Here is an 18,438-nt window from a genome sequence, read left to right as displayed (position 1 = left end):
GTTCAGCATCTGGTATAAGGCTTAATATTAGGCAGAGTACCAGATCATCCTCTCTCATCTTTATCTCATTTCATTCAGGAATTGGGACTAATTCCCTCATGCAATTTTTTTTAAATTTATCGTTTATCTGTGTATTAAATGCCTCTTTCAAAAGAAGCATTCTCTACCCTATTTTTATTCTAATCTGTATTATTCTTCATCCTTTTCTATCTTAGTCCTTAAAAAATTTATCTCATTATTTATAAAAATAAGATGCATCCATTTCAATTCTTGGGGAAATATATTCTTCCACCCAATCTAACCATGCACGTGTTTTGGCATCAATAAAATGGCGTGAAGGCAACAAGGTATAAACCCCTATATCGGGCGAACGCCACTCTGGCAAGATATGACATAATCTTCCATTTTGAACCGCATCTAAAGCCGAAAACATCGGTAATAACGCGATGCCCATATCCTGTTGCACCACATCTAATAATAACTCAGGGTTATCTGCAATGAGTTGTCCGCCAATGTCGATTTGGTAAGACTCACCACTTGTATTTAATAAGTGCCAATCTGGCGTAATAGACGGGTTTACCAAGCGTAAACAGGCATGATTTTTTAAGTCTTCTGGGGACTTTGGCATACCATGTTTTTCGAGGTAAGCAGGTGAAGCACATAAAACAGAAAAAATAGTGCCAATTCTGCGTGCAACAAACCGAGAATCTGTTAATGATTCAGTGAGATAAAGACTGACATCTACCCCTTTTGCCAACAAGTCTGGAACGTATTGTGAAGTCGTATATTCCACGGTTAATTCGGGATAATGCTTACAAAACTCGGCCATCACTGGAAAAACATAATGATGCCCAAAGCTTCCCATGCTTAATACACGTAAACGGCCTTTGGGTTTAGATGCTGTTCCTGTTACTTCCGACTCCGCTTCATCCACCATTGAAATGACTTGACGACACCGCTCTGCGTAAGTCGCACCAATATCGGTCAGTGCCTGCTGGCGCGTTGAGCGTTGTATTAATTTTGTACCTAAGCGTGTTTCTAGCTCGCTGATAAGACGTGAAACCTGTGCTGTGGTCAGATCCATCTGCTCAGCTGCTGCTGTGAAACTCCCGCTATCAATCACTTTCAGGAATGCATGCATTGCATGCAATAGTCCACCATCGAGATTTTTGCGCATAACGTAAATATGTTTTCCTAAATTACGGATTGTTGCACCAGTTTAGATCAACCACAATGACTAAATGTACATACATTGGCACTAATTCTTTTTAAGAAGAGGAACCGATCTTTTTTTATTTCGTATGTCACTTGCTCCAAATATTCAACTGGATGTTGAAAAAAGAAAGTAGTTCGAGCTACTAAAAATTCTAAGGAGATATAAATGAATATAGCTACAAAAGTCACTCCAAATATTATTGCAACAAAGGATGTGTCACTTGAAGATAAATATGTAAGTGATAACGGTACAGCATATATGACCGGCATTCAGGCGCTTGTTCGTTTGCCTCTTGCCCAAACTCGCCGTGACGCGATGAATGGTTATCATACTGCTGGTTTTATTTCTGGTTATCGCGGTTCTCCTGTTGGTAACTATGATAGTTTCCTTTGGCAAGTTCAAGGATTACTTAAATCCCATAATGTTGTATTTCAACCTGGTGTAAACGAAGACTTGGCTGCTACCGCAATTTGGGGTACCCAACAAGTTAACCTTTCAGGCCAAGGCAAATATGATGGAGTGTCTTCTTGGTGGTATGGTAAAGGCCCGGGTGTTGACCGTTCAGGCGACGTACTCCGCCATGCTAACTTAGCTGGTACCTCTGAACGTGGTGGTGTGGTTGCTTTATTTGGTGATGACCACTCATGTAAATCTTCTACAGTTCCCCACCAGTCTGAACATGTCATGATTGGTTGTGGCATTCCAATTTTCTACCCAACATCCGTTCAACAAATTTTAGACTTTGGTGTTCACGCCATTGCTGTTTCACGTTTTTCTGGCCTTTGGTCTTCAATGAAGCTCGTCAGTGAAATTGTAGAAACTTCTGCTTCTGTTCATGTCGATCTAGACCGTGTTACCCCGGTTATACCAGAAGATATCAATTTCCCAGAAGGCGGCGTCAATATTCGCTGGCCAGATCATGGCATTCAGCAAGAAGAACGCCTTTATAAATATCGCTTACCTGCTGTTTTGGCTTATGCCCGCGCCAACAAAATCAACACCGTTACATGGCCTTGTGGAAATGCCCGTATCGGTATTGCTGCAAGTGGTAAAGGTTATTTAGATACCATTGAAGCCTTACGCATTTTAGGTATTGAAGATGAAACTGCTCAGCAGCTTGGTCTACGTGTTTATCAAGTTGGTCTGATTTGGCCGTTAGAACCACAAGGCGTTCGTGAGTTTGCTGAAGGTTTACAAGAACTGATCGTTATTGAAGAAAAACGTCCAATTATTGAAACACAAATTAAAGATGAGCTGTACTCACTTCCTGATGGCAAACGTCCACATGTGATTGGTAAAGCAACTGATGGCAAAGGTGAATGGAGTACTTCTATTGAAGAAGCTCCGCTCATTGGTCACTATGAGTATCAGCCTGAACCCATTGCAAAAATGCTGGCTGCTCGCTTCTTAAAACTAGATATTCCAGAAAGCTTAAAAGCACAAATCCAAAGCAGAATCGACTTACTGCTAAAAGCAGAGCAAGAATCAAAACGTGTTATTGATCTTGCTGAACGTAAGCCATATTTCTGTAGTGGTTGCCCACATAACTCTTCAACCGTAGTTCCTGAAGGTAGCCGTGCATTAGGCGGTATCGGTTGTCACTATATTGCAGTTTCACTTGACCGCGGTACCGAAACATTCTCTCAAATGGGCGGTGAAGGTGTAAGTTGGGTGGGTGCATCACCATTTACCAATGAAAAACACATTTTTGCTAACCTTGGTGATGGAACCTATTTCCACTCTGGTTACTTAGCAATCCGTCAGTCTATCGCTGCAAAAACCAATATTACCTACAAAATCCTCTATAACGATGCAGTCGCTATGACAGGTGGTCAGCATGTAGATGGTCATTTGAGCGTTGCACAGTTAACTCGTCAGCTTGCTGCTGAAGGTATTAAAAAACAAGTCATTGTTACTGATGAAGTTAAACTATTAAACGAAGAAGATGGCATTGCACCGGGTGTCGAAATTCGCCACCGTAATGAACTCGATACAGTTCAACGTGAGCTTCGTGAAGTTACAGGTGTCACCGCTTTAATTTATGTACAAACCTGTGCCAGTGAAAAACGCCGTCGTCGTAAACGCGATGCCTACCCCGACCCAGCTGAACGTTTATACATTAACAGTGATATTTGCGAAGGCTGCGGTGACTGTTCGAAAAAATCAAACTGTTTATCTATTGAGCCAGTAGAGACTGCTTTAGGCACTAAGCGTCAAATTAACCAAAGTAGCTGTAATAAAGACTTCACTTGTGCTGAAGGGTTCTGCCCTAGTTTTGTGACTGTTTATACACGTGATATGAAACGTCCGGCTAAATTTGAAGGTATTGGTGCAGGCTGGCCAACATCACCAGTTATTCCTCAGTTATATGACGTTCCAAGTCGTATTATGGTTGGTGGTATTGGTGGTACGGGTGTTGTAACTATTGGGGCACTCCTTGGTATGGCAGCTCACCTAGAAGGTAAAGCCACACGTGTTATGGACATGGCAGGTCTTGCCCAAAAAGGCGGTACGGTTTATTCATACGTACAACTTGCAGCAAGTGATGAGCAAATTTCTTCTACCAAAATTCCAGCGGGCCAATGTGAATTATTGATTGGTGCAGATGCCGTAGTGGCTGGTGGTAGCGCTGCTCTATCTCGCTTAAAAGATGATGCTTTGGTTATTGTGAATGAAGACAGTACTCCTACTTCTGAGTTTATTAAATCTCGTGACTGGTATGCGCCTATTAGCGATTTAATAGACCGTCTTCGTGGTCGTGTTCGCCAAGGTCAACTGGTTTCTCTGCCAGCCGCTCGCATTGCAACACAGCTTCTAGGTGATTCAATCTATACCAACCAGTTATTACTCGGTATGGCATGGCAATCTGGTCGTATTCCATTACTGCGTGAAAGCATTGAAAAAGCAATTCGCTTAAATGGTACTGCTGTTGAAAAGAACCTCGAAGCTTTCCGTGTGGGTTGTCATCTTGCAAGTGACCCGACTTTAGCTGCTCGTTTACTTGCAGCAATGCCAAAAACCAAAACTCCGCAAACTTTGGCTGAACTTGTTGAAGACCGTTCTGCTCGTTTAACAGACTACTGGAATGAAGCTTATGCAGCTAAATACCGCACACTTGTAGAATTGGCAGCTAAAAAGTTACCAGAAGAATTAACGGGTACCATTGCAACTCAGCTGTACAGAGTCATGGCTTATAAAGATGAATATGAAGTTGCTCGTCTTTTAACAGGTAAAAGCTTCAAAGAATCGATTGAAACCCAATTCGGTAAAGGCTTACGTTTAACGTATCATCTTGCTCCGCCAGCGTTGCTTGGTGGTCTGAAAAATGTCCGTAAACGTGCGTTTGGTTACTGGATGCGCTTCCCAATGATGATGCTTGCTCGCTTACAATGGCTTCGTGAAACTTTCCTTGACCCATTTGCGCGTCAAGAAGAGCGTCAACACGAACAAGCATGGCGTGATCGTTACATCACATTTGTTGAAGCACTTGTTGAAGCACCAGACAATCATAACTTGGCAGTTGCTGAGCAAATTGCAAAATTACCGGCAGAAGTTCGTGGTTATGGGCATATCAAAATGAAAGCAATGGACGCTGCAAAACAACGTTGGGATGAACTTACCCCAACACTGCTAAAAGTCCGTAACTAAAAATTAAATCTCAAAATAAAAAAGTCATCCTGAGGGATGACTTTTTATTGGCTCAAAAATTTATTTAGTCATTTTACGTAAAGTCAAAATCTGCTCGCTTCGTCCAAATGGACCATACACATCATGTAAAACCGCACTGGTTAAACCAATACCATCCGAACCATATTGCTGAACGGTTTCCAAACCTAGCCATTTCCCTTGCGGATAACGGTGCATGTGGATTTGCAAATCAAGATTTGGAAAGCCCCAAGTAAATTCGCCTTCTTGTCTTGGGACAATGCCGTTTGCCGCATCTACCATGCCAATTAAATGCGCAAAATCTGTGGTCGGCTGCCCTTCCACGATTTCTTTATCATTATTCAGCCAAACAATCCCTTTGCCTGCGCGATGCTGATCATCAGTTTTAGTGACTAGCGTTTGAATAAAACCACCCGGCCATCTTTTCATACCTGTCCATTCTGTAAAGGTATCTGGATGATGAACTGGCTGATCTTCAAGCCCAGCAATATCGGAACTGTCTTGAGTACACATGCGCCATGCTCTAGCCACAATACAGGTTTTACCTTGTGCTTGCATTTCGGCTTCAATCAATTCAATGGTTTTACCGGCACGAATCACATGTGTCTTAATCGTAAATTCACCAAATGCAATCAATCCAAAAATATCAAAACTAATTCGACCAATTCGCATATCTTGTCGTGGTGAAAATTGCTCTAGCTCAGCTGCGATGACACCACTTGCAGGCGCCATGTGCTGTTCATGAGGATTCCATGCCCCTTGTGCATGAACAGTTGAGCAATAATGAGCAATAACTTCGCCTTGAGGACCGATTGTTCTATTCAGTAATTGATAATAAGCATTCATGATTTTCTTTCCGTAGTCCTTATCCAACATCAATATTTGATGAAAATTCACGTTTTAATGCTTATGTTAACCCTCTATTTCTTTGGCTCAACTGGTTTTTCCTACCAAAAACTCATGAGTCTAAAATTACAAATTTAATCACTAGGTAAAATTCCGCACATAAATTTTCACCTAGTGATTCTAGAACTTACCATTCACTAAAATGCAAAAGCATCTTGATCGAGCTCCATCACAGATTCAGCGCCAGACTCAATACAAGCAGCATGACTCTGTGTACGATGCAAAAGCTTTTGATAGAAAAACTTAGCTGTCGTTAATTTTGCTTTATAAAAAGCTTCTTCTTGTGTACCCGATTCTAATTTTTCATGGGCAACTTGTGCCATTCGAGCCCACAAATAAGCGAACACGACGTAACTGGAAAAATAAAGATAATCCACCGAAGCTGCCCCTATTTCTTCAGGATTGTGCTTGGCTTTCTCTGCAATAGTTTTGGTCAGTGACAACCATTGTTGCTTGAGCTCAGCTAATTTTTCTAAATAAGGTTTCAAGACTTCATTTGATTGCTGTTGACCAATAAATTGATCAATTAAGTCGGTCATATTTTTTAGAAGTTTACCTTCTGACTTGAGAACTTTACGTGCAAGTAGATCTAAAGATTGAATTTCGGTCGTTCCTTCATACAATGTTGAGATACGCGCATCACGTAAAATTTGCTCCATTCCATGCTCAACAATAAAGCCATGACCGCCAAATACTTGAACGCCATGCTTTGCAGACTCATTACCCGACTCTGTTAAAAAGGCCTTAGCAATTGGCGTTAAAAAAGCCAGTAATTCATCGGAGTGTTTTTGCTGTTCCTGATCATTTGAACTTTCGACAATATCGACATGCTGAGCTAAAAAGTAAGCCAGCGCACGCCCACCTTCAGAAAAAGCTTTTTGTGTCATTAACATTGAACGCACAGCGGGATGGACAATAATTGGATCAGCATTTTTGTTAGGATATTTAGGACCAGATAGCGAACGCATAGCAAGGCGCTCTTTGGCATAACTTAATGCGCCTTGAAATGAAATTTCAGAAGCTGCAAGCCCTTGTACTGCTGTTCCAATCCGTGCGGTATTCATAAAGGTAAACATACAATTAAGCCCGCGATTTTCCGGACCAATCAAATAACCTTTTGCACCATCAAAATTAAGTACGCAGGTGGCATTTCCATGAATACCCATTTTATGTTCAATCGCACTACAAACGACTTTATTACGGTCCAGCACCTGACCATCATCACTCACATTAAATTTAGGTACAATAAATAGAGAAATGCCTTTAGTCCCTGCAGGTGCTTGAGGCAAACGAGCTAAAACAATATGAATAATATTTTCGGAAAGATCGTGTTCACCCGCTGAAATAAAAATCTTTTCCCCCGTAATTGAGTAACTACCATCCGGATTTGGTTCGGCTTTCGTTCTAATTAACCCAAGGTCTGAGCCTGCATGGGATTCGGTTAAACACATTGTTCCCGTCCAGACACCGCTAATGAGTTTAGTCAAAAACTTTTGTTTTTGTTGCTCGGTCCCATGGTGCTCTATGGTTCTCATCGCCCCATGAGACAAACCCGGATACATTGCCCACGCCCAATTAGAACCACATAACATTTCAGAAATGGCAATCCGCAGCAATGTTGGTAAGCCTTGCCCACCATATTCAGGGTCGGCGGTTAGTGAGGTAAATCCAAGCTCAGCATATTTTTGGTAGGCTTCTTTAAAACCTTTCGGCGTTGTGACTACGCCTTGATTTAAATGACAGCCTTCCTGATCGCCATTTTGATTTATGGGCGCCAATTCATTTTCACAAAAATCTGCTGCTGCCTCTAAGTATTGATCAATTAATTCTCGATTTACGCTTTCCTGATATTTACTTAAACCTTGATAGTTCTGTTCTGTTTGAAGCATTTCATGCAGTACAAATTGCATATCACGTAATGGAGCTTTGTATGAAGGCATAGTTTTTTCCTTTCACTTCACTGCCTATGTCATGGGCAGATATTGTTTTTCCTTGAAATGGACTTTTATTGTTTCAATCTCACCAAAATATCAAAAAATTTCTTATAGCAAAATATATTTTCACTAATTTAATAAAATTATCCTAACTTAGCTATAGAGATAAAATATAAATATATGTTTTTAAATAAAAATATAAGATAAAAATTAATTAGTCTTGTTTAACCAGAATAAATTTTTATTTTGTATTGCAAAATTTTATTCCGTAAAAAATCAATTTATAGTATGGTGATTAGACTGCTTAATCATGCAAGGACGATTTATGGAAAGCCCGAAATACACAGGTCTTGAGTTTTTAACCGCTTTAAAAAATGGTGAAGTTTCTCCATCACCTATGGCTCACACCATACCGATGGAACTCGTTGAAGTTTCCGAAGGTAAAGCAACTTATAAAGTTACTCCTCGCAAAGAACATAAAAATATACAAGGCGGTGTACACGGCGGCTTTTGTGCCACAGCTTTAGATACGGCGACAGGCAGTGCGGCCCATACCCTACTTGAACATGGTGTTGGCTATGGAACCATTGATTTAAATGTAAAAATGATCCGCCCCATGCAGATTGATACGTCTTACTATGCGACGGCCGAGTTGATCAATGCGGGCCGCAATATTATTAGTACCCAAGGTAAAATCGTAGATGAGAACGGCAAAGTGTATGCTTTTGCTTCGGCAACCTTAATGATTATTCGCAAATAATAAAATATCTAAGCTCCTATTTATGGAGCTTTTTCTTGCTTTGCTATCTTGTTCATTTCATAAAAATCTAAGCGATCAATCAAGAAACTTAACATTGCCATCGCTAAACCTAAGGCTGCACATGCTTCCCATCCCCAATGTTTCCAAGCATACACCGCAATAAAAGAACCTAAGGCGGCTCCGCCAAAATATAAGGTCATATAAATTGAATTAATACGGGAACGTGCCTCGGCCGAAATTCGATAGACCAAATTTTGGTTAAGCACATGAAATGCTGACAAACCGAAGTACGCCATAATCACACCAACAGCGTAGGCAACCAGAGACTGCTGCGCAAAAAATAGGGGTACCCATGCACTCATTAATAATCCCATGCAAATCACTGCAATTTTATTTTCAAGACCTGCTGCAATTTTCTTACCTGCCCATGGGGTCGCAAATACACCGGCCAAGCCCACAATTCCAAATAAACCAATCTGGAAATCGTTAAAGTGATAAGGCTCATTCGCCAAAATAAAAGTCATGGTGGTAAAAATAAGAGCCAAAATACCAAAGCCAATTCCCCCTGCCAAACCACGGCGTAGTAAATGAGGCTGATGAACGGCTAATGAAAATAGTGAACCATAGATCTGTAGAATATTGAGTTGGTGAGACTTACGCGCAACTGGTAACTTTACCCACATTACCCAAGCAAACACCAAAATGACAATTCCGCTAATTAAATAAACCGCATGCCAAGACCAAACTGTAGAAAGTAAGCCTGCAATAGAGCGTGCCAATAATATTCCCAAGAACAAACCACTCATGAGAGTGCCTACAACTTGAGGGCTTTTTTTCGGGCTAGCTAAACCTGCGGCAAAAGGAACCAAAACTTGAGTCGCAATCGAAAAGAATGTGGCTAAAAAGGTAAAGCCATATAAAGCTGGCAAGGTTTGACTTAAAGATAGCCCTACTTGGGCAAGGCCTGTACAACACATGAGCAAGCAAATATAACTTCGCTTTTCAAAAAAGTCGCCTAAGGGAACCAATATAAAAAGGCCAACTGCATAGGACAGTTGGCTAATCACAATAGTTAAAGCAACTTGATCGGCATTAACTTTTAATGCTTCAGCAATCGAATAGATTAAGGGCTGGTTATAATAGTTTGAACCCGCACAAATTCCACATGTCATTGCCATGATAAAAATAAAGCTTTTTGACAGTATATTTTCTGCATTGGGCTCAACTATTTTTTCCATTTTTAACTACGTCCCATTTTAGAATTTATACATCGATACAAAGTTTACACGTGATACATCAGCGGTTCTGCCATCAAATACTTCTCGTTTGCCTTGGTGATATTCCATACCAATATCCATTTGCTCAATTGGTGAATAAAAGACGTTAGCTGCATAGTCCGTTAAGCGTTTATTGGCATCTGGGTTGAGTTTGGCATAAGCCGTGTCATCATCATAATCAAACATTGAAGCCGATAAGTTTGCACGCCATTGCTCATTAAATTTATATGAATAACCAATATTGATGCTATTCAACTTATTCATAACCAAATCTGTTTTGTCTTCGTTTAAAGAGAAATCACCCGCGGCATTTAAACTTGTTGAATTTGCCAACCCACTTTGGGTGGTATACGGCATAAATTTTTGATCACCGACAATATATTGATAATTTGCTTGTACCGATTGTTGTGGCGTGAGTTGATATTTTAAACCGCCGCCAGCACCCCAACTTACTTTTTTCACCGTGGCAGTTGCGACATCTGTAGACTTTTCATTAATAAAGCCTTGAGCAAGAGCTGTTAAAGGCCCTTGTTTAAAGGTATAGCGCCCCGTTAAAGTTGGAAATGCCGAGACTCTCGAACCTGTATATTCCAAAGCTACTTTTAAATCATTATTGGTATCAATTTTCCAGTCATAGCGAATTTGAGGAGTACGCGTATAAGAGGTTCCCACAAATTGGGTGTAATCAACAGCTTCTGTACGGGTTTCCATGTTAGACATGAGTGACCATGTTTGACCAAAGGTCCAGTCTTTATAGGTAAAAAAAGCATGACGGATACGGAATTTACCATCGCCCGTTCCCATGTTAGAGCTATCGAAGAAATCGGCTTCAATATTTCCCGTCACAGCTTTATTTGGGCTGTTAAAATAAACACCTAATCGGCTTGCATTAATCATGGCATCAGAGCGTGCATGGTTTGAACGTTTTTCACTTTCAAAAGGTGTTCGGTACAAGCTGCTGGTCGTTCTACCGCCCGAGTCTGGTGATGATTTGAAATCAACCGCTGCATCAATACGGGCAATACCGTAAACCTTCACGTTATCCGTCCAAGTGACCCACGAAGGAGCAACAGGCTTCTCTGTTACAGTCGCTTTAGTTTTTTCAATGTTCTCTTCGATCTTAACCTGTTTGACCTGTAAATTATTTTGAGTTTGTTTCTGAGCAGCAAGTTCTGCTTTTAATTTTTGCAGCTCGGTTTCTAGCAAATTAATTTTTTGTTCTGTGGTATCTGAAGAATTTGCAAAAATAGTCCCTGAAGCCGCAGCGCAAGCTGCAGCTAAAATTAATTTTTTCATCTTTTAATCCTTAAAGAAGCATTTTTCCGTGTGTATTTAGGCTACACGTGCATCGATTAGTTCACAGTCAGTGACTGCCTGTAATTCATCAAAAGTTAAGCCGTCTACCATTTCCTTGACGTAAGCTTTTTGGTCTTTGAGTTCAATAATGCATAAATCGGTATAAATACGGTTTACACACTGCTCACCCGTTATTGGATAGCTCAGTTCTTTTACAATTTTGGGCTCACCTTTTTTAGTGACATGCTCCATATAGACATAAATCGTTTTTGCACCGACTGCCAAATCCATAGCACCGCCAACTGCCGGCACATCATCTGCCTTACCGGTATGCCAGTTTGCCAAGTCTCCATTTACCGCAACTTGGAATGCACCAATCACACAAATGTCCAGATGACCGCCACGCATAATGTCAAATGAGTCGCCATGATGCATAAAGCATCCACCGTCTAACAAAGTAACAAGTTCTTTTCCGGCATTCACTAAGTCTTGGTCTTCTTCACCAGGTTGTGGTGGTGGACCAAAAGCCAAAACCCCATTTTCCGAATGTAAAAAGATTTCTTTGTCTTTTGGCAAAAATTTAGCAACGTTGGTCGGTAAACCAATGCCTAAATTGACATAAGAACCTTCCGGAATGTCATTGGCAATGAGCTTGGCAATATCTTCACGAGAACGTTTTTGAACTGACATTAGATATCTCCTACTTTTACAACGTGCTGAACAAAAATTCCCGGTGTAATAATGCACTCAGGGTCAAGCGTTCCTAGCTCTACGGTGTCATTCACTTGAACAATCGTGGTCTTGGCGGCTTTTGCCATAATTGGGCCAAAATTGCGGGCTGCTTTACGGTATGTTAAATTGCCCCAGCGGTCGGCTTTATCGGCATAAATCAGTGCAAAATCAGCTTCAAGTGGATATTCAAGCACATAATTTTTACCGTTAATGGTTCGGGTCTCTTTACCCTCGGCAACTTTAGTACCATAACCAGTCGGAGTAAAAATAGCCCCGAGACCAGCACCTGCGGCCTGAATACGACAAGCCAAATTACCTTGTGGAACCAGTTCTAACTCAATTTTTCCCGCTCTATATATGTCTTGAAAAACGGTTGATCCAGCAGATTTCGGAAATGAACAAATCATTTTTTTGACACAGCCAGCAATAATCAGATTTGTTAAACCACGATCACCAGAAGCCGCATTGTTATTTACAATGGTGAGTTCTTTTTTTCCTAAATCGATTAAGGCTTCAATTAATTCAGCAGGTTGCCCCGTCACACCAAACCCGCCTGTCATGATGGTTGCCCCATCAGGAATAGCTTTTAAAATCGGTTCAATGTCACTGGTGAATTTATTTATCATCTCACTTGTCCCTTTTCATCCTTAATTTAAGGTGACAGATTGATCTGTCACTCTGCCTTTTGCGGGTTAAATAGTCGGTCTTTAATAAATAACAATGGAATTACACCGCAGATAAAATAAGCTGCAGCCATCACCAAGAGCCCTAAACCAATAGAACCGTTTTGCGATAGATAACCAATTGTTAATGGAGAGAAAATTGAAAGTACTTTGCCAATGTTATAAGCACCGCCCACTGCCGAGCCTCGAATAGAAGTCGGGAAGCTTTCTGTCATATAGGTGGCATTAATTGCGTAAGGCATACCGTAAAGGAAACCGAAGAACAGCATCATCCATAAAATGTTGGTTGGTGTATTTAAATAAACAATGACTGGAATAAATAAGGCTGTACCAATGGTTCCAAAAGCGAATACAGCGCGGCGTCCTAATTTATCGGCAACGATCCCTGCGATTACTTTGGCAAACATCATAATTAGGAATGTACCGACCATATACATCGCCATTTCTTTAAACTTGATGCCAAGGTCAGACTCTAAATAAGCAGGTAACCAGTTACTTACCCCGTAATAACCAAACTGCAATGCCCCAGTACTAATAATCCAAAGAATAAACATGGTTCCATGTTTTTTATCTCTTAAAATCTCAAGATATGGATTTTGACGTTTTTTAGGTTGGTTACTTTGAGCGACTTCTAGCGCTTTTAGTTGACGAGCTTTTTTCCATGACTCAGGTTCAGGTACACAAAAATGCATCAAAACTGACAAAACCACAGGCGTAATTGCAATCCAGTATAGAAAACGCCAGCCATGTTCAGGAATAATATGACCTGCTAGTAATGTCGCTAATAAAGAACCTAGTGTATAACCTGTCATCAGCGTTGCTAAAACGGTAGAACGGTGTTTCGTTGGCACCATTTCAGACATAAGAATGTTACAGGCAATATAAAGTGCACCTAAGCCCATGGCGCCTATTGTTCTTAAAACTGCAAATTGCATATAAGAATGTGTAAAGCCGAGTGCACAGGTTAATATCGAAGAAAAAGCAATAAAGAAAACAATAATGCGGACCCGACCAAAACGGTCGCAAGCCCAACCACCAATAAGGCCACCCACGGCCGAACCAAATAGTGTCAAGCTTCCTAATGTTCCGGCTTGCACACCAGTTAAATGAAACTCTGCTTTAAGACTAGTGAGACTTAATGCCAAAAAACCTAAGTCGGCCCCGTCACATAAAAGTGTAAAAAAAGCGAATATAAAAGCTGTAATCCAAATCTTTTTTGGTGTTTGAATAGCTTCAGTGCTACTCATATTCTCTGTAACAGTCTTTGTTGTCATGTCCATATCCTCAGAAGGAACATGAGGCATCCCATGCCTCATGGCATTTGATTTTTTATTAGGCTGTAGCTTCCCTAATCATGTTTTTGGCAATAATAAGTTGTTGAACTTGCGTGGTTCCTTCATATAAACGGAACAAACGCACATCTCGATAAAAACGCTCAATCGCATATTCACTGATATAGCCCGCACCACCATGAATCTGTACACAGCGGTCAGCAACACGTCCGCACATTTCAGTCGCAAACATTTTTGCGCAAGATGCTTCTGTGCTAATGTTTTCGCCATTGTCACGGCGGCGAGCTGCATCTAGGACCATACATTTAGCTGCATAAATCTCGGCTTTTGAGTCGGCAAGCATGGCTTGAATAAGCTGGAAGTTTGCAATAGGTTGACCAAACTGTTTACGCTCAATCGCATAGTGCAGTGCGTCGTTTAACATGCGTTCGGCAACACCTACGCTATAAGCACCAATATGCAAACGCCCTTTATCCAGCACTTTCATGGCCGTTTTAAAACCGACACCTTCTACTCCACCAATCAGTGCAGAAGCAGGCACACGGCAATTTTCAAAAATCACATCACAGGTATGTGAACCCTTTTGCCCCATTTTTTGGTCAATTTTGCCCAACGTAATGCCCGGCGTATTCGCCTCAACTAAAAAAGCTGAAATGCCACCTGACCCTTTAATTTCAGGATTCGTCCGAGCCATTACAGTGAAAGTTGCAGCATGGGGTGCATTGGTAATAAAACGTTTGGTGCCATTTAACACATAAAAATCGCCATCTTTTACGGCACTGGTTTTTAAAGAAGCAGCATCAGAACCAGATTCAGGCTCGGTTAAACAAAATGAACCAATAATTTCGCCACTTGCGTAACGTGGTAAATATTTCTGCTTTTGCTCTTCTGTACCATCAATCAAAATTGCACTTGAGCCAATCCCGTTATTGGTGCCAATTAAAGAACGAAAAGCCGGTGAAGTTTGTCCAAGTTCAAATGCAACTCTGACTTCCTCTTCCATAGTGATGCCTAAGCCACCATATTCTTCGGGAATTGTAAGACCGAACAAACCAAGCTCACGCATTTGCTGCACAATGTCATCCGGAATTTTGTCTTTCTCTACCACTTCGTTTTCACGAGGGATCAATTCATTTTTTACAAAATCTCGAATTGTTGAAAGTAACTGCTCCAACATCCCTTCATCACGGATCATCTGTGATCTCCCTTTTTATGTATTTCCATCGTACCCATCAGCCATCTCCAGCTAATCTGGATACCATGTTTTAAATCTTGTTTACTGCGGATGTGTTTCATAGTACGAGAACAAAAATACAAATTTCAAGCTTTTTTGAAAATTAATTTCGTTTAACGAAATTTAAAATTAGACCACTACGTAATATCAATAACTTAGATCTTTTAAAAGATAACAACTACGCTCTTAAAAGAAATAAGACTTGAAATAAATTCCAAAATAAGCATCATAAAAGGAATGTAGTTTTGATATGCGAAACAAGGAATTCAAAAATGAGTGTGTCAACAGGGAATAATTTCGTAGAAGTCGACTTTTCTATTCAAAAAATAGCGGTTGTTAAAATTAACCGCCCAGAAGCAAAAAATGCTTTAAACGGTGAAGTTCGTAAACAACTCGCACAAGTTTTTACCGAGTTAAGTTTTAACGATGAGATCAATGCGGTTGTGCTCACAGGCGGTGAAGAAGTCTTTGCTGCAGGTGCAGATCTAAAAGAAATGGCAACCGCAACTTCCACAGAAATGTTATTGCGTCATACAGAACGTTATTGGAACGCGATTGCCCAGTGCCCTAAACCCGTGATTGCTGCCGTAAATGGTTATGCATTAGGGGGTGGCTGCGAACTTGCAATGCACGCTGACATTATTATTGCAGGTAAAGGTGCAACCTTTGGCCAGCCGGAAATTAAAGTTGGTTTAATGCCTGGTGCTGGCGGTACACAACGTTTATTCCGTGCTGTGGGTAAATTCCATGCCATGCGCATGATTATGACAGGCGCCATGGTCAAAGCCGAAGATGCTTATTTGATTGGTCTTGTTTCACAAGTCACAGAAGATGACCAAACTATTCCAACTGCAATTCAAATGGCACAAAGCCTCGCAAAAATGCCGCCCATTGCCCTGCAACAAATTAAAGAAGTTGCGTTGATGAGCGAGGATGTTCCATTAAATGCAGGCTTAACTCTAGAACGAAAAGCATTCCAGTTGTTGTTTTCTACGGAAGATAAAAATGAAGGCGTTCAAGCTTTTATCGAAAAGCGTAAGCCGTCGTATCAAGGTAAATAATTTAAAACCATAATAACAAAGGAATGAAAATGGCCAGGAAAGTATTAATTAGTGCAGGTGGTTCAGGGATTGGACGATGCATTGCCGAGGTATTTTTAAACAATCAGGATGAAGTTTTTGTTTGTGATATTAATGCTAAAAGCCTAGAACAATTTCAACAAGATTATCCAAAGCTACATATATATACCTGTGATTTGGCTGATCATGAGCAAATTAAACTGATGTTTAGTCAAGCCATTCAGAAACTTGGCGGTATTGATATTTTAGTCAATAACACAGGCATCTCCGGCCCAACCGTTGCAGCAGATGAGCTAAGTTTTGAAGATTGGAACACGGTGATTAATTTAAACCTGAATAGCACTTTTTTAATTACCCAGTTAGCCATTCCCTATTTAAAGCAAGCACAGGCAGGCGTGATTATAAATATGTCATCTATTGCCGGACGCTTAGGCTATCCATATCGATTGGCCTATTCCACTTCAAAATGGGGACTGATTGGTTTTACCAAAACGCTTTCTATGGAACTCGGTGCAGATAATATTCGAGTTAACGCTATTCTTCCGGGTGCAGTCGATGGTGATCGGGTTCAACGCGTATTACAGGCCCGTGCCGATGTAGCGCAGACCTCACTTGAAGAAGTGACTCAAAATGCACTGAAAAATCAGTCGCTCAAATATTTTGTCAATCCAAAGCATATTGCAGATTTATGCCTATTTTTAGCGTCAGACAGTGGTCGCTCAATTTCAGGACAAATCTTACCAATTGATGGTGATAAACAATGCTTAAGCTAAATCACCCAACCCTATTTTTCCGTTTAATTTCAAATATAGATCAATAATCAGGATGATCGACATGACTTATGATATTAAAAGCATGGCTGTGATTGGTGTAGGTGTTATGGGCAGTGGTATTGCTCAAATTGCTGCACAGTCAGGTCATACCACTTATTTATATGATGCCAAAGCAGGTGCAGCAGAACAGGCTAAAGAAAAACTGGCTGCTACATTTCAAAAGTTAGTCGACAAAAATAAAATTACATCTGAGCAAGCAGCAGCGGCAAATAACCATTTAATTGTTGCTCATCAAATTGAAGATTTAAAAAATTGCGACCTCATTGTAGAAGCAATTGTTGAACGTCTTGATATCAAACAAAGCTTGATGCAGCAGCTTGAAGATATTGTTTCGGATAATACTATTTTAGCCTCAAACACCTCTTCTCTTTCTATTACAGCCATTGCTGCAAATTGCAAAAAGCCTGAGCGTGTTGTGGGTTATCACTTTTTTAACCCCGTTCCACTCATGAAAGTGGTCGAAGTCATTCGTGGTTTAAAAACAGACCCACTTATTATTGATGCTTTAAACGATCTGTCTCGTGCATTTGGTCATCGCCCTGTTGTAGCGAAGGACACCCCTGGATTTATTATTAATCACGCGGGCCGAGCTTATGGCACCGAAGCGCTCAAAATCTTAAATGAGAATGTCTGTGATATCAGTGAAATTGATCGAATTTTACGTGACGGCGTAGGATTTAGAATGGGTCCTTTTGAATTACTCGATTTAACAGGCCTTGATGTTTCGCATCCAGTTATGGAGTCGATTTATCATCAGTACTATGAAGAAGCCCGCTACAAACCAAACCCGCTCACCAAACAAATGCTAGATGCTAAACAACTTGGACGTAAAGTTAATCAGGGTTTTTATAACTATGAAACTGGTTCAAAAACAGGTGAACAACCTGCGAAGTTTGTAGAGCGTTTAGCAAAATATCCAAAAGTTTGGGTCGCTGCCGATTTCTTAGACGATAAAAAACAGCTCGAAGATTATTTAACTCAGCAAAATATTACCTTAGACACCAATTCGGAACCACAAACAGATAGCTTATGTTTGCTCGCTTGTTACGGTGAAGACACAACCCAAGCGGCGACCCGACTAGGGATTAACCCAGAACAAGCCGTTGCTATAGACATGCTTTATGGCATTGCAAAGCACCGAACCTTGATGCCTTCACTTGTTACCAAACCTGAATACCGACAAGCAGCTCACTCTATTTTCAATCTAGATGGAAATATGGTCAGCATGATTGCTGAAAGTATTGGCTTTGTTGCGCAGCGCGTTTTAGCAATGGTTATTAATTTAGGTTGCGATATTGCCCAGCAAAATATTGCAACGGTAGATGATATTAATGCTGCAGTACGTCTTGGTTTAGGTTATCCATTTGGTCCAATTGAATGGGGCGATCAAGTCGGTAGCGAAAAAATCTTACTCATTCTAAACCGTATAACAGCACTTACGCATGACCCACGTTACCGCCCTAGTCCATGGTTACAGCGTCGAGTCGCACTCCACTTACCTCTTACTTTTACTCATGAGTCTTGAAAAGG

General features: G+C 40.7%; 14 protein-coding genes. 5 read left to right on the top strand and 9 right to left on the bottom strand.

Annotation, left to right across the window (positions count from 1 at the left end):
- Positions 1–235: 235 nt before the first annotated feature.
- Positions 236–1,177 (bottom strand): LysR family transcriptional regulator, encoded by a 942-nt coding sequence (locus G9371_RS10115; protein ID WP_005069913.1) that lies wholly within the window; start codon positions 1,175–1,177, stop codon positions 236–238.
- Between the two features lie 204 nt (positions 1,178–1,381).
- On the opposite strand from G9371_RS10115, the gene G9371_RS10110 reads away from it, so the two are divergent.
- Positions 1,382–4,864, top strand: coding sequence for an indolepyruvate ferredoxin oxidoreductase family protein (locus G9371_RS10110; protein ID WP_029424161.1), 3,483 nt, complete (start codon positions 1,382–1,384; stop codon positions 4,862–4,864).
- A gap of 60 nt (positions 4,865–4,924) precedes the next feature.
- Here the strand turns inward: G9371_RS10110 and G9371_RS10105 are convergent, their stop codons facing one another.
- A complete protein-coding gene (locus G9371_RS10105) occupies positions 4,925–5,728 on the bottom strand; it encodes a thioesterase family protein (protein ID WP_029424162.1) in 804 nt (267 codons plus the stop codon).
- Between the two features lie 197 nt (positions 5,729–5,925).
- Complete coding sequence (locus tag G9371_RS10100; RefSeq protein ID WP_029424163.1) at positions 5,926–7,728, bottom strand: acyl-CoA dehydrogenase C-terminal domain-containing protein; 1,803 nt, start codon at positions 7,726–7,728, stop codon at positions 5,926–5,928.
- A 304-nt stretch (positions 7,729–8,032) separates the two neighbouring features.
- On the opposite strand from G9371_RS10100, the gene G9371_RS10095 reads away from it, so the two are divergent.
- Complete coding sequence (locus G9371_RS10095) at positions 8,033–8,482, top strand: PaaI family thioesterase (RefSeq protein ID WP_086221426.1); 450 nt, start codon at positions 8,033–8,035, stop codon at positions 8,480–8,482.
- 20 nt (positions 8,483–8,502) lie between these two features.
- On the opposite strand, the gene G9371_RS10090 is transcribed toward G9371_RS10095, so the two are convergent.
- Genes G9371_RS10090 through G9371_RS10065 form a run of 6 tightly spaced genes read right to left on the bottom strand, consistent with a single transcriptional unit; the run spans position 8,503 to position 14,957 of the window.
- A complete protein-coding gene (locus tag G9371_RS10090; protein WP_029424164.1) occupies positions 8,503–9,720 on the bottom strand; it encodes an MFS transporter in 1,218 nt (405 codons plus the stop codon).
- Positions 9,721–9,738: 18 nt separating this feature from the next.
- Positions 9,739–11,055: an outer membrane trimeric porin-like protein DcaP gene (gene dcaP / locus G9371_RS10085; RefSeq protein WP_029424165.1), complete on the bottom strand. Its 1,317-nt coding sequence runs from the start codon at positions 11,053–11,055 to the stop codon at positions 9,739–9,741.
- Positions 11,056–11,091: 36 nt separating this feature from the next.
- Complete coding sequence (locus G9371_RS10080; RefSeq protein WP_000116039.1) at positions 11,092–11,745, bottom strand: 3-oxoacid CoA-transferase subunit B; 654 nt, start codon at positions 11,743–11,745, stop codon at positions 11,092–11,094.
- Positions 11,745–12,413, bottom strand: coding sequence for a 3-oxoacid CoA-transferase subunit A (locus tag G9371_RS10075; RefSeq protein WP_029424166.1), 669 nt, complete (start codon positions 12,411–12,413; stop codon positions 11,745–11,747). The genes G9371_RS10080 and G9371_RS10075 overlap by 1 nt, the downstream gene beginning before the upstream one ends.
- Before the next feature lie 47 nt (positions 12,414–12,460).
- The gene (locus G9371_RS10070) at positions 12,461–13,744 is read right to left on the bottom strand and encodes an MFS transporter (protein ID WP_002011956.1); all 1,284 of its coding nucleotides are present in this window, start codon (positions 13,742–13,744) and stop codon (positions 12,461–12,463) included.
- A 58-nt stretch (positions 13,745–13,802) separates the two neighbouring features.
- Positions 13,803–14,957 carry an acyl-CoA dehydrogenase family protein gene (locus G9371_RS10065; RefSeq protein ID WP_000617392.1) on the bottom strand — a complete coding sequence of 385 codons (1,155 nt, stop codon included), beginning with the start codon at positions 14,955–14,957 and terminating at the stop codon, positions 13,803–13,805.
- Positions 14,958–15,268: 311 nt separating this feature from the next.
- On the opposite strand from G9371_RS10065, the gene G9371_RS10060 reads away from it, so the two are divergent.
- The 3 genes from G9371_RS10060 (at position 15,269) to G9371_RS10050 (ending at position 18,433) form a co-directional block, all read left to right on the top strand.
- A complete protein-coding gene (locus G9371_RS10060) occupies positions 15,269–16,057 on the top strand; it encodes an enoyl-CoA hydratase (RefSeq protein ID WP_029424167.1) in 789 nt (262 codons plus the stop codon).
- Positions 16,058–16,086: 29 nt separating this feature from the next.
- A complete protein-coding gene (locus G9371_RS10055) occupies positions 16,087–16,848 on the top strand; it encodes an SDR family oxidoreductase (protein WP_000101935.1) in 762 nt (253 codons plus the stop codon).
- Between the two features lie 61 nt (positions 16,849–16,909).
- Positions 16,910–18,433, top strand: a complete 1,524-nt coding sequence (locus G9371_RS10050; RefSeq protein WP_029424168.1) for a 3-hydroxyacyl-CoA dehydrogenase — start codon at positions 16,910–16,912, stop codon at positions 18,431–18,433.
- Positions 18,434–18,438: the final 5 nt, after the last annotated feature.

It is taken from the genome of Acinetobacter sp. EKM10A (assembly GCF_011075215.1).
Classification (GTDB): Bacteria; Pseudomonadota; Gammaproteobacteria; order Pseudomonadales; family Moraxellaceae; genus Acinetobacter; species Acinetobacter baumannii.
The sequence above is the reverse complement of the archived record's forward strand: the minus strand, read 5'-3'. Positions and strand labels throughout refer to the sequence as shown.

Bases quoted from the DNA above. Each gene is read 5' to 3' on its own strand.
- G9371_RS10115 (WP_005069913.1), bottom strand. From the start codon at position 1,177: ATGCGCAAAAATCTCGATGGTGGACTATTGCATGCAATGCATGCATTC.
- G9371_RS10070 (WP_002011956.1), bottom strand. From the start codon at position 13,744: ATGACAACAAAGACTGTTACAGAGAATATGAGTAGCACTGAAGCTATT.
- G9371_RS10110 (WP_029424161.1), top strand. From the start codon at position 1,382: ATGAATATAGCTACAAAAGTCACTCCAAATATTATTGCAACAAAGGAT.
- G9371_RS10050 (WP_029424168.1), top strand. From the start codon at position 16,910: ATGACTTATGATATTAAAAGCATGGCTGTGATTGGTGTAGGTGTTATG.
- dcaP (WP_029424165.1), bottom strand. From the start codon at position 11,055: ATGAAAAAATTAATTTTAGCTGCAGCTTGCGCTGCGGCTTCAGGGACT.
- G9371_RS10065 (WP_000617392.1), bottom strand. From the start codon at position 14,957: ATGATCCGTGATGAAGGGATGTTGGAGCAGTTACTTTCAACAATTCGA.
- G9371_RS10105 (WP_029424162.1), bottom strand. From the start codon at position 5,728: ATGAATGCTTATTATCAATTACTGAATAGAACAATCGGTCCTCAAGGC.
- G9371_RS10095 (WP_086221426.1), top strand. From the start codon at position 8,033: ATGCAAGGACGATTTATGGAAAGCCCGAAATACACAGGTCTTGAGTTT.
- G9371_RS10075 (WP_029424166.1), bottom strand. From the start codon at position 12,413: ATGATAAATAAATTCACCAGTGACATTGAACCGATTTTAAAAGCTATT.
- G9371_RS10055 (WP_000101935.1), top strand. From the start codon at position 16,087: ATGGCCAGGAAAGTATTAATTAGTGCAGGTGGTTCAGGGATTGGACGA.
- G9371_RS10060 (WP_029424167.1), top strand. From the start codon at position 15,269: ATGAGTGTGTCAACAGGGAATAATTTCGTAGAAGTCGACTTTTCTATT.
- G9371_RS10090 (WP_029424164.1), bottom strand. From the start codon at position 9,720: ATGGAAAAAATAGTTGAGCCCAATGCAGAAAATATACTGTCAAAAAGC.
- G9371_RS10080 (WP_000116039.1), bottom strand. From the start codon at position 11,745: ATGTCAGTTCAAAAACGTTCTCGTGAAGATATTGCCAAGCTCATTGCC.
- G9371_RS10100 (WP_029424163.1), bottom strand. From the start codon at position 7,728: ATGCCTTCATACAAAGCTCCATTACGTGATATGCAATTTGTACTGCAT.